This window comes from Colwellia sp. MT41 (assembly GCF_001444365.1).
Taxonomy (GTDB): domain Bacteria; phylum Pseudomonadota; class Gammaproteobacteria; order Enterobacterales; family Alteromonadaceae; genus Colwellia; species Colwellia marinimaniae.
In genome coordinates, this window is the sequence record NZ_CP013145.1 from 2,418,264 (window position 1) to 2,435,280 (window position 17,017).

12 protein-coding genes are annotated in these 17,017 nt (G+C 40.2%); 5 read left to right on the forward strand and 7 right to left on the reverse strand.

The features are described from left to right. The first annotated feature begins 121 nt into the window (after positions 1 to 121). Together CMT41_RS10340 and CMT41_RS10345 are read left to right on the forward strand one after the other, a co-directional pair. Complete coding sequence (locus CMT41_RS10340; protein WP_058027197.1) at positions 122 to 370, forward strand: DUF4282 domain-containing protein; 249 nt, start codon at positions 122 to 124, stop codon at positions 368 to 370. 374 nt (positions 371 to 744) lie between these two features. After that, complete coding sequence (locus CMT41_RS10345) at positions 745 to 3,207, forward strand: hypothetical protein (protein ID WP_058027198.1); 2,463 nt, start codon at positions 745 to 747, stop codon at positions 3,205 to 3,207. A 154-nt stretch (positions 3,208 to 3,361) separates the two neighbouring features. Here the strand turns inward: CMT41_RS10345 and CMT41_RS10350 are convergent, their stop codons facing one another. Beyond that, positions 3,362 to 3,718 (reverse strand): hypothetical protein, encoded by a 357-nt coding sequence (locus tag CMT41_RS10350; RefSeq protein ID WP_057181223.1) that lies wholly within the window; start codon positions 3,716 to 3,718, stop codon positions 3,362 to 3,364. 277 nt (positions 3,719 to 3,995) lie between these two features. On the opposite strand from CMT41_RS10350, the gene CMT41_RS10355 reads away from it, so the two are divergent. The 3 genes from CMT41_RS10355 to CMT41_RS10360 all read left to right on the forward strand — a co-directional run bounded on the left by CMT41_RS10355 (position 3,996) and on the right by CMT41_RS10360 (position 6,184). Then, the gene (locus CMT41_RS10355) at positions 3,996 to 4,970 is read left to right on the forward strand and encodes a transposase (RefSeq protein ID WP_058027199.1); all 975 of its coding nucleotides are present in this window, start codon (positions 3,996 to 3,998) and stop codon (positions 4,968 to 4,970) included. 159 nt (positions 4,971 to 5,129) lie between these two features. Then, entirely contained in the window at positions 5,130 to 5,306 is a 177-nt protein-coding gene (locus tag CMT41_RS18695; protein WP_198149737.1) for a transposase domain-containing protein, read from the forward strand. 419 nt (positions 5,307 to 5,725) lie between these two features. After that, on the forward strand, positions 5,726 to 6,184 hold the full coding sequence (locus tag CMT41_RS10360) for a hypothetical protein (protein ID WP_058027200.1): 459 nt from the start codon (positions 5,726 to 5,728) through the stop codon (positions 6,182 to 6,184). 864 nt (positions 6,185 to 7,048) lie between these two features. Here CMT41_RS10360 and CMT41_RS10365 read toward each other — a convergent pair. From CMT41_RS10365 to CMT41_RS10390, 6 genes are all read right to left on the reverse strand, one after another. After that, positions 7,049 to 7,450 carry a thioesterase family protein gene (locus CMT41_RS10365; RefSeq protein WP_058027201.1) on the reverse strand — a complete coding sequence of 134 codons (402 nt, stop codon included), beginning with the start codon at positions 7,448 to 7,450 and terminating at the stop codon, positions 7,049 to 7,051. A 99-nt stretch (positions 7,451 to 7,549) separates the two neighbouring features. Further along, entirely contained in the window at positions 7,550 to 8,680 is a 1,131-nt protein-coding gene (gene oleD / locus CMT41_RS10370) for a 2-alkyl-3-oxoalkanoate reductase (RefSeq protein WP_083494266.1), read from the reverse strand. 25 nt (positions 8,681 to 8,705) lie between these two features. Beyond that, positions 8,706 to 10,451, reverse strand: a complete 1,746-nt coding sequence (oleC, locus tag CMT41_RS10375; RefSeq protein WP_058027202.1) for an olefin beta-lactone synthetase — start codon at positions 10,449 to 10,451, stop codon at positions 8,706 to 8,708. A gap of 42 nt (positions 10,452 to 10,493) precedes the next feature. Further along, positions 10,494 to 11,423, reverse strand: coding sequence for an alpha/beta fold hydrolase (locus CMT41_RS10380; RefSeq protein WP_157466357.1), 930 nt, complete (start codon positions 11,421 to 11,423; stop codon positions 10,494 to 10,496). A gap of 2 nt (positions 11,424 to 11,425) precedes the next feature. Next, positions 11,426 to 12,475 carry a 3-oxoacyl-ACP synthase III gene (locus CMT41_RS10385; protein WP_057181227.1) on the reverse strand — a complete coding sequence of 350 codons (1,050 nt, stop codon included), beginning with the start codon at positions 12,473 to 12,475 and terminating at the stop codon, positions 11,426 to 11,428. Positions 12,476 to 12,747: 272 nt separating this feature from the next. Continuing rightward, the gene (locus CMT41_RS10390) at positions 12,748 to 16,914 is read right to left on the reverse strand and encodes a thrombospondin type 3 repeat-containing protein (RefSeq protein ID WP_058027203.1); all 4,167 of its coding nucleotides are present in this window, start codon (positions 16,912 to 16,914) and stop codon (positions 12,748 to 12,750) included. Between the last annotated feature and the right edge of the window lie 103 nt (positions 16,915 to 17,017).

A 17,017-nucleotide genomic window follows, 5' to 3' on the forward strand; every position in this document is an offset into this window, starting at 1 on the left:
AGTTGGCTTTTGCTCCTTTGTCGCTTATTTTATCCGCTTAACGAGGCGTTAGGCTTTCAAAAACTCCGTTAGCCTTGCGTATGTTTATGTTGGAGTTATTAATAATAAAAAGGACTTACCCATGAAAGATATATTTTTTTTCGACTCGATGTTAACCCCTAAAATTATCACTTTTGTTTATTGGCTTATGCTTTTAGGCACTTTAGTTTCAGGTCTTGGGTCAATGTTTACACAATATGGCGGTGGTTTTCTAGCTGGCTTAGGTATAATTATTTTTGGCGCTATTGGCTCAAGAATTTGGTGTGAACTACTAATTGTTTTATTTAAAATTCATGAAAACTTGCAAAAAATCGCTAACAAATCAGAGTAAAAGCCTAATCGGGTAGCCAGAGGTATCTAACCTCCAGCCCCACACCACCCTGCATGCGCCTCCGCACAGGGCGGTTCAGAACCCCTAATCTAAAAACTCTGATTAGATTAGGGTAGTGAACCTTGACCCATCCCTCTCTTAGAAAATATAGCGAAAATATAGCCGAAATATAGCAGACACCCACTCAAACGAAATATAGCGAAAATATAGCAGACACCCACTCAAAGGTGGAACTCTACGTCTGCGGGTATTGTGCTACCAGCCAAAATGCTTTATTTATCCCCTTTAGCCTTATTTCAAGTAATATACTGTTGACACTTTGTTATTATTTAGTAACATTTGTTAACTACAAATTAAGAAACAAGGAGGTAAAATTGTTTATTGAAAGAAAATTATTCATTATTTTTTATTTCAAATGCATATTACTCACCTCTATAGCTTTTTTTCCGGCCTATGCTGTTGAAGATGAGCCAGGACACGATCTGGACGCTATCGATTCGGCAGCTCGTTCCTTCGATCCTAAAAACATTAAAACTATCTCTTTATCCGTGATAGAAAACCCTCCAGTGATTGATGGTGAATTAAAGGATGCATTTTGGGCAAAATCTGAGGTACTAAAATTAACGATGGAGCTTTATCCAGAGCGTTTTGGTAAGGCTGTAGTTGATACCGATGTATTAATAGGCACTACCAGCACTCATGTTTATTTTGCCTTTAATGCCTATGACCCCGATGTTTCAAAATTAAGAACGGCCATAAGAGAAAGAGACGGTATTAAGAATGATGATTATATTTCAGTTGTTATTGACCCGACCGGAAATTTAAGAAGAAAATATGAATTTAGAGTTAACCCTAGCGGCTCTATATCAGACATTTTGCAAAATACCATCAGTGATCGATATATTTATGACTGGGATACCGAATGGCAGGCTGCAGCTAAAATTACTCCTACGGGTTATTTGGTTGAAATTGCCATTCCTATTGATTCATTAAAACAACCCAAAGCTAATATCAATGAAAAAAACACCTGGATGCTTATTCTTAAACGTAGCTATCCAAGAAATATAAGCCGAACTATGGGAGGTGTTTATATTATTCATCCGCCCAACATCGCAGAATTACAGGCAAAACAATTAGCAGAAAAAAGTGATGAGCCATTCGAAGAATTCTTTCAACAAAAAAAAACGTTTAACTTAAAAGGTTATGCGATAAGGCATCCAAATCAGAAAAGAAAATTTGGTGAACAATTCAAACAAGTCGCTGATCAAGATAGTTTTAATGTGGGTTTTGATACCAGTTTAACAATAGCCAGTGCGACTAAACTGTCGATTACTGTTAATCCAAATTTCACTGAAGTTGAAGCTGATATCATTAGGGACAGTATCAACAACCCGTTTAATGTTTTTCAACCAGAAAAAAGAAGCTTTTTTCAAGAGAGCATGGAGCAATATTCAACACTTTTACCTCTGGTATACACTCGAAATTTAATAGAACCAAGCTTTGGCGCTAGTTTTTCTCATGAAGGTATACAAGCGAGCGGTAATGTTTTATGGGTGAAAGATCTACAGACTACTTTGGTTATGCCAGATAATCTAGGTTCTGAAAAAGTAGAGTTAACAGATTTTAGCAATGAAACCGCTGCATTTCGTTATATTACCGCGAACAAAGGCAGTGCTTACGGAGTATTGGCAACAAGTAGGTCAGGAAATTCATACCAGAATACACTTATCTCTACCGACGGGCTAATCAATTTAGGCATAGATGATAAACTTAGATACCAACTAGCATATTCTAAAAGCAATTACACCACTCTCTTTGCAGAAGACCTATGTAATGATAACGGTTGTACCGAAATTCCACCTGAGCAAGAATGTTTATTAGGTGAGTGTGCTACTAATACAAGTGTGCTCAGGGCTGATGCTAACCGTACCTTGGAAGATCATGCCTTACAAATTAAGTATAAACACACCGGGCAAAAGACGTTATTTTGGGCCAACTACTTTGATGTCGGTGCTGATTTTAGAGCCGATCTAGGTTTTGTAAAAAGAGTGGATTATAAACTTTATAATATCGCCTATGGTCGAAACTGGTACTTTCAAACATTTAAGCAAGATGAAGGAAAATCTAGAGGAAGAGCCTATTTAGTACTTAGTGCATTAAACTCACAAAAAGGTGAGAAAATAGAACGTAGTGCCGATATTTGGGCCGAGTTTAGAGGGAGTTATCAAACCGTTTTTAGACCTGGGATACGTATAAAGGAACGGGCAGTAAATAGAATTAATCAAGCTTCATTAGCTTTAGGTGACAACGCTCCCCTGTTCGATGAACGATATTTACAGTGGTACTTTGAAACATCACCTTTCTCACCGTTAACGGTTGGTTTAGATGGTAGAGTTGGCGACATCGCCGATGCTGATAACTTAGTACTAGGAACCATGTATGAATTCAAGCCAAGAGTTAAATTTATTTACCAAGACATTCAGGTCGAGTTGTCACATGTATATAGAGATTACCAGTTAGATAAAAAAATGCTCTACTTAGAAAATTTTTCTACTTTCATCATAAAGCACCGTAGTTCAAAGGGCACAAGTAATCGGCTTTTGATAAAATATGACAGTACTAAACGAGATACCCAACGTTTTCTCGGTAATGAACCTGCTTTTGAAAGAGATGTGGAAATAGAGTTCACCCATACCCGTAAACTAACCAAACAGCTTAATTTATTGCTAGGAGCTAAAATAACTAAAACCCACAATGCTACCTATGACCAAATTTATACTAATCAACGTGAAATTTATTTAAGGTTGAACTATGTCTTTGAAAAGGCTTATTTTTAATCTGCTAGTAAAAATTACTAAATAAAGCTAAAGTAAATAAAGCTAAAGTAAAATATAGCCAACTGATATCACCCCCCCTAAGACAAAGCTTAAAATTAGGCAAAAAAAAAGAGCTAAAACTACAGCTCTTTTGCTAATATTTACTCTGGACGCATTAAATCTCTTTTAAAAATCTATAATTACCTTTAATTTGTGCACGATAATCATCACAAAGTTCGCCTAGTGGCGCTTCAATTTTTAACATACCGTAACCTTGGTGTGCTTTTTTCTTAACACGTTCCCAACTGATACCTTCAATAGTCATATAACCTTCTGAAAAAGCTTTGATTTTAGCTAATTCTTTAAATTTTTCAACATCCATCGGCTTACCACAGTCGCGCTCTAGGTATAATAATTTACTGGCTGCTTCTGCAAGTAATAATTCAACTTCACCTTTTTCGACTTTTGTTAAAGGCTCTGCTGCAAATGCTGTACTACTTAGTAATAGCAGCGGTAAAATTAAAAATTTCATTTGTTAGTTTTCCTTGTTAAATTTTCATGATTACAATGGTTGGTGTATTCTAAAGATATCCGGTTTTATTAAGTAATTCAAGTGTCTTAGATACCAAAGGTTATGGTGTTAGCAACTAAATAATGTTCGATAACAGAGTAATGTAAATCTACTTTTTATTGCTCGTTATAGCCCTTAAATTCCTCTCCTTAATTTAAAAGACACCCACTCAAATGGAAATAATGAGTGACTCGACTATGCTTAAATAATAATCAATAAATTTCCATTGAGAGTTATTATGGCCACGGCAAGAAAACAACAAATAAGCTTAGTTGACACGCCTTATTATCATTGTGTATCTCGTTGTGTTCGGCGGGCATATCTGTGTGGTGAAGATAAACACACCGGGCAAAGTTATGAGCATAGACGTGCTTGGGTCGCCGATAAACTACAGGTATTAAGTGAGGTGTTTGCTATCGATGTCTGTGCTTATGCAGTCATGAGTAATCATACCCATTTGGTATTATTTATTGATGAGCAGCAAGCGAAGTCATGGACAATGCATGAAGTGATTAGCCGTTGGCATCAGTTATTTAAAGGCACTTTGCTAACCCAGCAATATTTACGGGGTGAGCCACTTATTGATACCTTACAACAGGTTGTAAACGAAACCGCCAAGGTTTATCGTCAGCGCTTGATGGATATCAGTTGGTTTATGCGTATTTTAAATGAAACCATTGCTAAACAAGCCAATCGAGAAGATAAGTGTACCGGCAGGTTTTGGGAAGGACGTTTTAAATCTCAAGCCTTGCTTGATGAAGCCGCGTTAATAGCCTGTATGGCTTATGTTGATTTAAATCCAATTAGAGCTAAGAGTGCTAAAACCCCAGAAACATCAAACTACACCAGCATTCAACGACGGATACAAGCAGCGGTTAAAGGAAAGCAAGCCCAACAACTACTGCCCTTTATTGGCAATCCAAGAAAGAACATGCCTACAGGTTTACCGTTTGAATTAAGTGACTATATACAATTGCTTGATTTAACCGGCCGCTGTATTCGAGCCGATAAACGCGGTTATATTGAAAAATCCCAACCTGAAATATTAACCCGCTTAGGTATAAGTCACGAAAACTGGTTGGTGTTAACTACACAATTTAGGCAGTGTTTCCATGGCGCAGTGGGAAGGACACAAGCGCTCACGGATTTTTGTGAACATCAACACTTAAAGAAACGCGCTACGGTGTCAATTTGCCAAAAGTTGCTTGCTTAATAATCCATATAACTCATCGGGATAAATTACTCACTTAAGGCTAGTCGTGCCTTAAATTGGATGAAAACTCTGTTTTTGTGCATTTGTTTGCAGACCCTCTTCGACACCATAAAAATCAAAGTAAAATTCGGCCCAATGTAAATAAGAAACGATGATTTATTGAACTTATGTATTAATTATTTTGAGTGGGTGTCTGGTGATTTTTGTGGTCTCGTTGAAACGGCTAAGGCTAATGGCCTAGTCGTGCATGATTATATCTCAAGATGCTTGCAACATATTGCTGAGCAACCAAACAACCTTGAACCGCTGTTACCATGGAATATTGAGCGCGGCTAGGTGCCGATCCCTATACGCTTACGGTTGATTTAACCGGCCGCTGTATTCGAGCCGATAAACGCGGTTATATTGACAAAGCCCAACCTGAAATATTAACCCGCTTAGGTATAAGTCACGAAAACTGGTTGGTGTTAACTACACAATTTAGGCAGTGTTTCCATGGCGCAGTGGGAAGGACACAAGCGCTCACGGATTTTTGTGAACATCAACACTTAAAGAAACGCGCTACGGTGTCAATTTGCCAAAAGTTGCTTGCTTAATAATCCATATAACTCATCGGGATCAATTACTCACTTAAGGCTAGTCGTGCCTTAAATCGGATGAAAACTCTGTTTTTGTGCATTGTTATAAATATTCTATTCGTCACCATAATAATCAAAGTAAAATTCGGCCCAATGTAAATAAGAAACGATGATTTATTGAACTTATGTATTAATTATTTTGAGTGGGTGTCTGGTGATTTCACAATTAGAGCTAATGTAGCTAAAACCCCAGAAACATCAAACTACACCAGCATTCAACGACGGATACAAGCCGCGATTAAAGGGCAACAAGCCCAACAACTACTGCCCTTTATTGGTAACCCAAGAAAGAACATGCCAACAGGTTTACCGTTTGAATTAAGTGACTATATACAATTGCTTGATGTAACTGGCCGCTGTATTCGAGCGGATAAACGCGGTTATATTGACAAAGCCCAACCTGAAATATTAACCCGCTTAGGCATAAGTCACGAAAACTGGTTGGTGTTAACTACACAATTTAGGCAATGTTTCCATGGCGCAGTGGGTAGAGCGCAAGCACTCACGGATTTTTGTGAACATCAACACTTAAAAAAACGCGCAACGGTGTCAATTTGCCAAAAGTTACTTGCTTAATAATCCATATAACTCATCTAGATACATTAGTTACTTAAGGCTAGTTGTGCCTTTAATTTGATGAATTCTCTGTTTTTGTGCATTGTTATAAATATTCTATTCGTCACCATAATAATCAAAGTAAAATTCGGCCCAATGTAAATCAGAAACGTTGATTTATTGAACTTATGTATTAATTATTTTGAGTGGGTGTCTTGTGATTTCATGCAGACCATCTTCGACACCATCAAAATCAAAGTAAAATTCGGCCCAATGTAAATAAGAAACGATGATTTATTGAACTTATGTATTAATTATTTTGAGTGGGTGTCTGGTGATTTCAAATTGGATGAAAACTCTGTTTTTGTGCATTTGTTTGCAGACCATCTTCGACACCATAAAAATCAAAGTAAAATTCGGCCCAATGTAAATAAGAAACGATGATTTATTGAACTTAGGTATTAATTATTTTAAGTGGGTGTCTGGTGATTTGCAGGCTGAACGACTCATTTGCAAAAGTTATAATCAAAAGCCTCATGTTTTATCTATGGGGAACGTCCGCTATCGGGAAACTACCAGTGTAATTTGATTGTTTAGCCATGTCCGCTGTAGATCAAAACATACACAAATTTTAGTGAAAGTTCTCAAATGTTAAAGTCAACAATGTGGTAAATTCGGGCGGAGTTATCTCAATACAAATCTATTAAAGCAAACCCCCATGTACACACCTGATATTTTCATCTAAGAAAATTTAGCTCTACATTAAAAACCATTAAACCAATAAATGCTAAGGGAAGCTAAATAGATTGTTCGTAATCGCCCATGAACCCTATTAGGGCGCTGAAATAGCCCCCTGTAACTTGCTCACTAGTTTACTTTGTAACTTTACCCTGTAGAAAGTGGCGTAAGAATTTCTTCAGGAATAGGCTGTAAGCGTTTTTGTTTATCTAAACAAACCATTTCAATGTCAGCAATAACAGCGGCTTTGCTGGCATTAGGACGCCATAACTCTTGTCGCCATAAGGTCTTATATTTACCCTCAAATTGATAGCTAGTGCGCACGTCGCAAATTTCCGCAAATTCAACGCCGTCTTGAAAAATCAAATTGGCTTTATAAACCGCAAAGCCTAAGCCTTTTTCTTGCCACAAGGTGGCCAGCTTATCACTGTCGATAACATGCTCACGCGCGCGCTCAAAATACTTGAGAAAATTAGGGTGATAAACGACACCCGAGTGGTCGGTATCTTCATAATATATTTGTACGGGATGATGGTAAATTTTACTCATGATACTCACTTTACTTAATGATTTTTTATTTAATGCTATTTTACTAAACGCCGAACTGCTCGGTAATTGGCTAGCGAATAGCTAACGATAACTAAGCCTTTACTTGCGACTTTCTAAAGATAATTTAAGTTGTTTCATGCCGGCATCAATGCTAATAAGCGGCATATAACCTAAATCTTTTTTCGCGGCACTGATATCAAAGTAATGACAGGTAGAAAGTTGTTTGGCAACAAAACGCGTCATTATAGGCTCTTGTTTTTTATTCAACAGTGTATAAAGCCACTCTAACGTTGCGCCAACGGCATAAGCAACACCACTGGGGACGCGTTTTGTTACTGGCGGTAGATCAGCACAGTTAAGAATGTTATTGAGCATAGCCGCCATAGTGATGGGCTGATCATTACTAATAAAATAAGCCTTGCCAAGACAATTCGCTTGAGGTTTTGCCAAAGCAATAGCAGCTAAAATATGCGCATAGGCGGCATTATCAACATAGATGGTATCAACAAGTTTATCTTCTTTGCCGACAAGTTTGAGCTTACCGGCACGAGCACGCTCTAGGACGCGGGGCACAAGATGAGGATCATTTGGCCCCCAAATTAAGTGCGGACGTAAGGCAACGGTTTTCAGCGACTGATTTTGCTGAACATCTTGATTAGAGTCTATTGATGCCGCCAAGACCAGCTGCTCTGCTAGTGCTTTTGACTCAGCATAGTAATTTAAAAAGTTATCGGCATAGGGCTGCGATTCATCAATACCGGCTTCATCCACGCCAGCAAAAGTAACACTAGGGGTGCTGGTATAAACCAAGCGGGTAATGCCGAGCTCCTGACAAGCGCGGATAATATTTTCTGTACCTTGCACATTCGCTTGAAAGTAATCGTCTTTACTGCCCCAAACGCCCGCTTTAGCGGCGACATGAAAGACCAGATCACAGCAGTGCATCGCCTCTTTAAGGCGAGAATAATCGCCAATATCGCCTTGCACCATAGTTACGCCCATTTGACTTAACTCTGGATAATGACCCCGAGCATAGCCGGTGACGCTGATATTTGCCAAACGCAGTAATCGACAAATGGCTGTACCTAAAAATCCGCCAGCACCGGTGACAAACACATGTTGTGTTTGCCTGGCTAGCTCACTCAGTGGCGCTTGCACAGCTTGGTTAAAATCGGCTGTCATTGCTGAACTAATTTCACTAGCTGTATTGTTGTGGGTTTGTTCTGTCATGTTTTAGCTCTAGTTATCGGCAAAATTAGTCAAGCTCTGCTTGTGCCCAAACGGCAAGCTTTTCACGGAATATTTTGGCGTTATGACGTATATCAACCGGAAAGTCATCATGTATTAAAAAGTGGGAAATCGCGGAGGTTTGTTTATGAGCAAGTGCTAGCACTTTTAACGCTGAAAACAGCATAGTCTCATCAAATTTATCATCTTTTTTGGCTTCATCGGTTAACTCAACACAAAGCAAAGGCACACTTTTCTGGTAAATCGTTACCGACACTAAAGCGGTGCGTTTCACTGCGCTATGGATGTTAAATATTCGTTCACAAGGAATAGAAAAGAGCACATCCGTTTCGGTGGTAACACGATGGGCTTTTCGTCCACACATCCACAGTCGACCTGATGCATCAAGATAACCTAAATCGCCCATACGATGACGAATCTCCTGGCCATCACGAATCTTAGCCTGTGCTGTCGCCAACTCTCGACGATAATATTGATGACTCACCATGTCGCCTTTAACCACTATTTCACCAATAGTGTTGACGGGTAATACTAGCTCATCAGACCAAGTGTCAATAATATCTTCACTGATGGCGATAATGCTCAGTTCAACACCCTTAACCGGACTACCGACACAAATACCGCCACCATTGTCGGTGATATGGCTGGTTGCCAGTAGATCTGCACTGCTAATTTTAGTCAGTGGTAGTGATTCGGTTGCGCCATATGAAGTTAACACGGGCACATTGTCGCTCAGTAATTGAGTAAATCGCGCTATTGACGATAAGGTTGCTGGCGCGCCCGCAGAGATCACCCGCTTTAAACTGTTTAGCTTAACTATTTCCTTAACTGAAGCCTTGAGCAAAGGTTTATTAGCTGAGCTATCGGGTACTCCCGCCTGCCCTAACACTTCAATCAGTGCTGGGTTAGCAAACAAGTTAGTACATTGATATTTTTCAATGGCGGCAAAGATAAAGTCAGCATTGGCGGTGATCGGTTTACTGGCATCCATATCAGGGACAATAGAGGCCATGCCTAATGCCGGACCAAATAATGAAAATAACGGAAAGGTAGCTAAATCACGCTCGCCAGGTTTAATCCCATAGTCTTCTTTTAGCGCGGTAATTTGCGCCTCAAACATTTTATGGCTGTAGACCACACCTTTAGGTATACCGGTACTACCACTGGTAAATAAAATGGCTGACATCTCATCATCGCTAAGTTTTACCATAGTAAACGCTTGCCCTGGTTTTACCGGATAACGCTTTAATAAGGTGGTTAAACTCATGCCACCAATAAGTGTAGCCAACACATCTGCGCCAATGCCATTTTCAGTGACCGTTAATAATTTTTTAACGCTGGCTTTACCCCAACCAAATAACATTCTCGCTATATGGGCCTTGGGGATACCAATAAAAACATCCGGTGCCGACTCAGCAAAGCACTGCTTAAGGTTTTTAATGCCCATACCAGGGTCAACTAAAATAGGGATAATACCCGCTTTAAATAGGGCAAAGGTTAGGGCAAAAAATTCAATACTTGGCGTTACCATCAGCACTGCTTTCATGCCAGCTTTTAGCCCGTAAGCATTTAACGCATAAGCAATGGCATCACTTTGCTGGTGCAAAGTAACAAAATCAATTTCGTGATAGTTAAGTTGGCCACGTTGGTATTTTTGTACGGCAACCGCTAACGCCTTAGGTGTTGTTATGGCGGCATGTGCGAGGTGGCGACACAAGTTTGCTTCTTTGGAAGCAGCCATTGTCTCTGTCATGTGTCGTTTCCTACTTAAGTTAGGGTCTTATTAAGCTATTACTTATGAAGATAAGGACGCTTCACTGGTCTTTAAGAAGTTATTAATTAGCGGCACGACTTCATCACTGGCATCTTCTAAAATATAGTGACCACAATCATCAAAAGCATGTACTTTTGCATGAGGAAAACGTTGTTGCCATTCATCTAGAAAGTGTTTATCAAAAACGAAGTCTTTTAAGCCCCAACAAATCAACATAGGTAATTTTTTGAACTGCACTAGATTTTCGCTAATGTCAGTAACCAGTTGATAGTTTCTGTCAGCTGGTTTTAACGGGATATCTTGAATAAAGCGCAAGGTTGAAATACGGTTTTGCCATGAGTTAAAAGGCGCCACATAAGCTTGACGAATCTCTTTAGCCATAGGCTTGCGCTTAACGCCGATAATCGAGGCAATGCTAGAGAAGGCATTAAAGCCTCGGACTAGGACAGTACCGATAAAGGTATTTCGACCCAGCCATAACGCTGAAGGTAATTTTTTTGCTTTAGGTAAGTGAAAGGCGCCGGTGTTTAAAATAACCAGACGTTTGATCCTTTCCGGATAGCGCGCAGCATAGCCCATGCCTATCATGCCGCCCCAGTCATGTACGACCAGAGTAATATTTTCTTTTACGTCTAAGTGCGCAAGTAATGCGGCTAGATCATCGATACGATTAGCTAGGGTGTAATCATAGTCTTTGTCCCCAGGCTTATCAGACAAACCACAACCAATGTGATCTGGCACTATGCATTGATGATTTTCACTTAATGCGCTGATCAGATTACGGTAATAGAAAGACCAGCTAGGATTACCATGAACCATAACAACGGGCGAGCCTTGGCCTTCATTGACATAATGATATTGATGACCATTACGATTGATATAGTTGCGGGTAAAAGGAAAAGATTTTGTTAACAATTTATCTAGCTTGTTTTCTGACTGACTTTCTAGCATAACTACCACTTAAGCCCTAACATCATGCAATTTAAACCACTACCTATGCCTAAAAAGCTGACATTATCGCCTTTTTGTAAGAAGCCTTGATCATGCGCCATTGCCGCGGTAACGGGTAAAGAAACTGTGCCCATATTACCGAGATACTTAAAGGTAGGAAATTCTTTTTCTACCGGAATATTTAAGGCGGTTAATACTTTCTTTTGGTTGGCCACGCCAACTTGATGACAAATAACCTTATCAACTTGCTCTTCAACCCACTGACGTTGCTCTAAAAAGTGTAGCCAGGTATCTTTTGCTAAAGATACACCTTCTTTCAGTAAATTGACGGCATCGGTGCGCATAAATTCACGAAATAATTGCGGTCCCACTTCTTTTAAGCCCCATTGACATAAATTATTATGCTCGGGTGCCGATAAGTGACTTGCCCCTAATAATTGATGATTACGGTCGGTGGTTAAATTTAAACTTCCATCAGTCAGTAACACAGCTACTGCACCTGAGCCACCGGTTAAGGTTGCTAAAGAGCTAGCATAATTCTGCATGGTTGGCTCGGCCAGCATGTCATCTATGGTCACATCAACAATATGACGTGCCGATTCACATGAAACCACCAAACCGGCTTTAATTTGTCCTAGTTCAATACGATTCGCAATATCTAAAATACCCGAGAGTACCCCTAAACAGGCATTACTGATATCGTAAATTGCCGTGTCTTTTAACACGCCAAGTTTTGCTGCGATACGACAAGCCGTGGCCGGCTCGTGTTGATCACGACAAACACCGGTATACACTACAGCACCTAAATCAGCAGCAGAAATGCCAGTTTCATGCATTGCTTTTTGCGCGGCGACAATAGCACCATCGGAAAGCATGTGATCTTTTGGCCACCAACGGCGTTCGACAATTCCTGTTAAGGCAGCGAGCTGGCCCATAGGAATACGAAGCTTTTGATATAAGGGGGTCAAACGAGATTCAAGCTCTGCACTGGTTACCACTTCAGGGGCCAGCTCATACGCTAAGCTATTAATAAAAACGCGGGAATATTTCATTTAGATGGCGGTTGCTTATTTTCTTGGTTAATTCTTACACCCTTGTACAATTTATTCGATAAATTGCGCTAAACATGCAAGTTAATTAACCTATGTTAATTATTTATGACTATGGGGCGCCATTTGAGCAAGAATATGCCAAGGATTCAACCCCAAATATGATTTTATCGATAATCTACGGTCAATTAAAGCAAATTTTCTTCTTTGATTAACTTATTGTGATTTACTGGTAAATATAAAGGCCCTCAAAATGAGAGCCTTGCCATATTCAGTTAAAGGTTAAATTTCAGCTGTTTTTTCAAACTCAAAGTACGTAAATAAAGTAACAGCATTAGCGTTAGCAGTGCCCAGAAAGAGACGCTACCACTACTCACTTTTTCCGGGGTAACATCCAATGAAATAGTATTGTTGTCAACCACCGCGATACCTCCGGGATCATCAATGACACCATTAGCAATACCATCGCTATCATTGGCACCGCCATCTTCAATAATTAATTTTAAACAAGTGTCACCGACATTGAGACCTACTTGATAAAGTTCACTGTGTGGCGGCGGACAAACACCATTAACAGCGGCACTAGTGGCAAGTACATTATTGCTGTCTTCGACAAAATCACCCCATTGTAGCTCGCCATTGACTTTACGATAAACAGAGTACTCAACGATGGCTTCGCTAAGCGGTAAAACAATAGCAACTGAACGACCAAAAGGGTAAATATTGTGTATTTCAAAATCAAAATATCCCATGGTATTGACTAGGCTGTCTTGCTCAACTAAGCCAGTGGCGAGTATTTCTTGCTGTGATAGTTGCAGGCCATCGGAGTTTTGTAGCAGAGCAAATTTACCCAGTCTTAAGTGTAAGCCGGGCTCAGTTTCTGCCAATTTAACTACCGCAGCATTCACATGGAGTGGCTGTAGATACGGAATGGTTGAGTTATCCATATAAGCAGGTAAGCCATCTAAATCATCGTCGCTATAACCCTCAACAATGTCACTGATACCGTCGTTATCACTATCTTCGCTAGTTAATATTTTCTGGCTGACAAATAAAGGCAAGAAAAGCTGTTTAGTTTGCGACAACTCGGCACTACCACTATTGCTGCTAGTACCGCTGTCAGTTACCGTGACCGTGATATTTATCAAGCCTTTATTTATCTCAGGTAAATTAACGCCATCAGCAGGGAAAACTAGCTGTAGCTCATCACTGGTAAGTACTGCATTTAAGTAGTCAGGTATTTGCCACTCTATCTGATGAGTATCTTGGCTATTCGAGTCGGTAATGGTTAACACCACCCTCACCTCACCATCATTTTTAGCAATGCTAGGGACTCTTATGCCTTTTTGCCAGACCGCTATCTTGATATTAGGGGCAACATTACCTTCTGTTACCGTGATAATATGTTTTGCCTGTACGCCGGCATTAACCCCTGGTGCAAAGCTAATAATGAGCTGTTCATCAGCTTCAAGTTGAAAGTCATTATTGAGCTGAATATCGATATAACCAGCCGTGCCTTGCGTTATTACTATTTTATTATCGGACACATTATAATCGGCATTATCGACCGTGCCGGTAATGGTGAATGGTACCGTCACTGGATAAGCAGGTGCCTCACCCGATAAAATGACCTCAACTCGGGCAATACCACCTTCTGCCACCACTTGCGCCGATGAAAAATTCACTAAGGGGTGAATATTTAATACTTGCGCTGTGGTGGCAATATTACCGGCCTTATCTACTGCTCGCCAAATTATGGTCTGTAAACCTGAACTAACATTCTTAGGGCCGGTTTCAAAACCCAGCGCCGTTAAACCACAGCAGTTTTGACCGTCTAAGCCATCACGTACGGAAATTTGGGTCAAATCGATTAGCTGCTGTAAATTTAGTAGGGTAAAGGTATGTTCAGCATTGATATGCAGCGCCTGTGGCGGGGTAATAATAGGGGCATAATCATCCAATAATGGATTTGTGTGTGCTAACGCTTCTGCTGCGTTGGTAACGCCATCAGAATCAGTATCAAGCAGTGCATCATTAGCATCCAGTGGATTAAAATCATACAATATTTCAAATTCATCACTCATGCCATCGCCATCATCATCAAGATCGGCATTGTTACCAATACCGTCACCATCGGTATCAATATGTTCACTGGCATCTAGTGGCAGTTGGTCCTCAAAATCTAAATAACCATCATTATCATCATCGGTATCTAGGACATCACCAATACCATCGCCATCAGTATCATTTTGCTCACTGGGGTCAAAAGGAAATTCATCTAGGTGATCTGGGATACCATCATTATCATCATCACTGTCTTCATTATTGCCTAAACCATCGTTATCACTGTCTTCAAATTCGTTTGGATTGAGCGGAAATAAATCTAACGCATCGATAACACCATCATTATCATCGTCTTGGTCTCTCACATTACCAATACCGTCACCATCGGTATCAAGCCACTCTAGTGGGTCTAGCGGTAAGTCATCTTCACTATCGATATAACCATCATTATCATCATCACTGTCGGCGTTATTACCTATACCATCACCATCGCTATCTAGCCATTCTAGAGCATCTAATCTAAAGGCATCATCAGCGTCTAAAACGCCATCACCATCATCATCAGTATCGGCGTTATTACCGATACCGTCACCGTCAGTGTCGAACCACTCTAGAATATTGGTAGGAAAAGCATCGTTACTATCAGGATAACCGTCATTGTCGTCATCACTGTCAGTATTATTGCCAACACCATCACCGTCGGTATCTAACCACTCACTTGCATCTAACCTAAAAGCGTCTTGGCTATCAAGTACACCATCACCATCATCATCGGTATCACTGTTATTACCGATACCATCACCATCAGTATCTAGGTACTCACTAACATCTAGCGGAAAAGCATCGCTGCCATCAACAATGCCATCATTGTCATCATCAGCATCACTGTTGTTGCCTATGCCATCACCATCGGTATCTAACCATTCAGCTGGATTTAATGGAAATAGATCATTAACATCGAGTACACCATCACCGTCATCATCGGTATCGGTAACATTAGGGATACCATCACCATCGGTATCTGTTGTTGCTAACATATCAAAAGGAAAAGCATCGCTGCCATTAGCAATGCCATCACCGTCAATATCAGCATCACTATTATCACCAATACCATCTCCATCGGTGTCAGTATCTTCGCTATTGTCTAATGGAAATACATCACTTACATCTGGTACACCATCACCGTCATCATCTAAATCGGCATTATTACCAATGCCATCACCGTCAGTATCAATAAATTCTGTGGCATCAAACGGCGCAAAATCAGTCGCATTATCGACACCATCGCCATCAATATCATTATCGCTATTGTCACCTATACCGTCATTGTCGGTATCAAATTGCTCTAAAGCATCCAAAGGGAACGCGTCATTGATATCAAGGGTGCCATCACCATCAGCGTCAAGATCTGGACCATCACATATACCATCATTATCGGTATCAAGGCGCTCTAATGGATCAAGTGGGCATTTATCTAAAGCATCGGATACACCATCACCGTCATCATCAGCATCGGCATTATTCCCTATGCCGTCATTATCGGTATCTACACTTTCAGCAGCATCTAGGGGAAAGGCATCATCGACATCTAAAACGCCATCATCATCATCATCAAGGTCGGCATTATTACCTATACCATCAAGGTCGGTGTCATACCATTCACTAGGGTCATCGGGCCAAACATCATTACCATTGATAACGCCATCGCCATCTCTATCGGCGTCGGCATTATTACCCACGCCATCACCATCAATATCAAGTGATTCACTCGCATCTAGGGGAAAGGCATCATCGACATCTAAAACGCCATCACCATCATCATCTAAATCAGCGTTATTACCAATACCATCAAAATCTGTATCAATAGTTTCTAAAGGGTCTAGGGGAAAGACATCATAAACATCAATAACACCATCATTGTCATCATCACTATCAGCATTGTTGCCGATAGAATCATTGTCTGTGTCGATACTTTCAAGGGGATTTAGGGGAAATACGTCGAGCAAATCAGGCACACCATCATTATCGTCATCGGTGTCTTCATTATTACCTAGACCATCATTGTCTGTGTCTAACCATTCATGATGGTTTTTCGGAAAAGGATCATAAAAATTAATAACAAGATCGCCATCATCGTTATTGTCGGGGCCAAAAGGAAAACTATAACCATTATCAAGGCCATCACCATCAATATCAGGATCGCTGTTATTACCAATACCATCGAGATCGGTATCAAACCATTCAAGTGGGTCATTAGGAAATAGATCAATGGCATCATCATAGCCATCACCATCGGTATCAATAGCAAAGGCACTACTACTGATGATAAGTAAAACTATGCTTAAAAATTTAAAGCAACGTATTTTATACTTCAACACACGCTTCTCCAAAAAAAAGTGGCACCTAGAGTAACTCTAGGTATTTATGTCAATTAACCTTAGATACAACTTTCAGCTGGAATGACTGAAAATCGCATCTTGA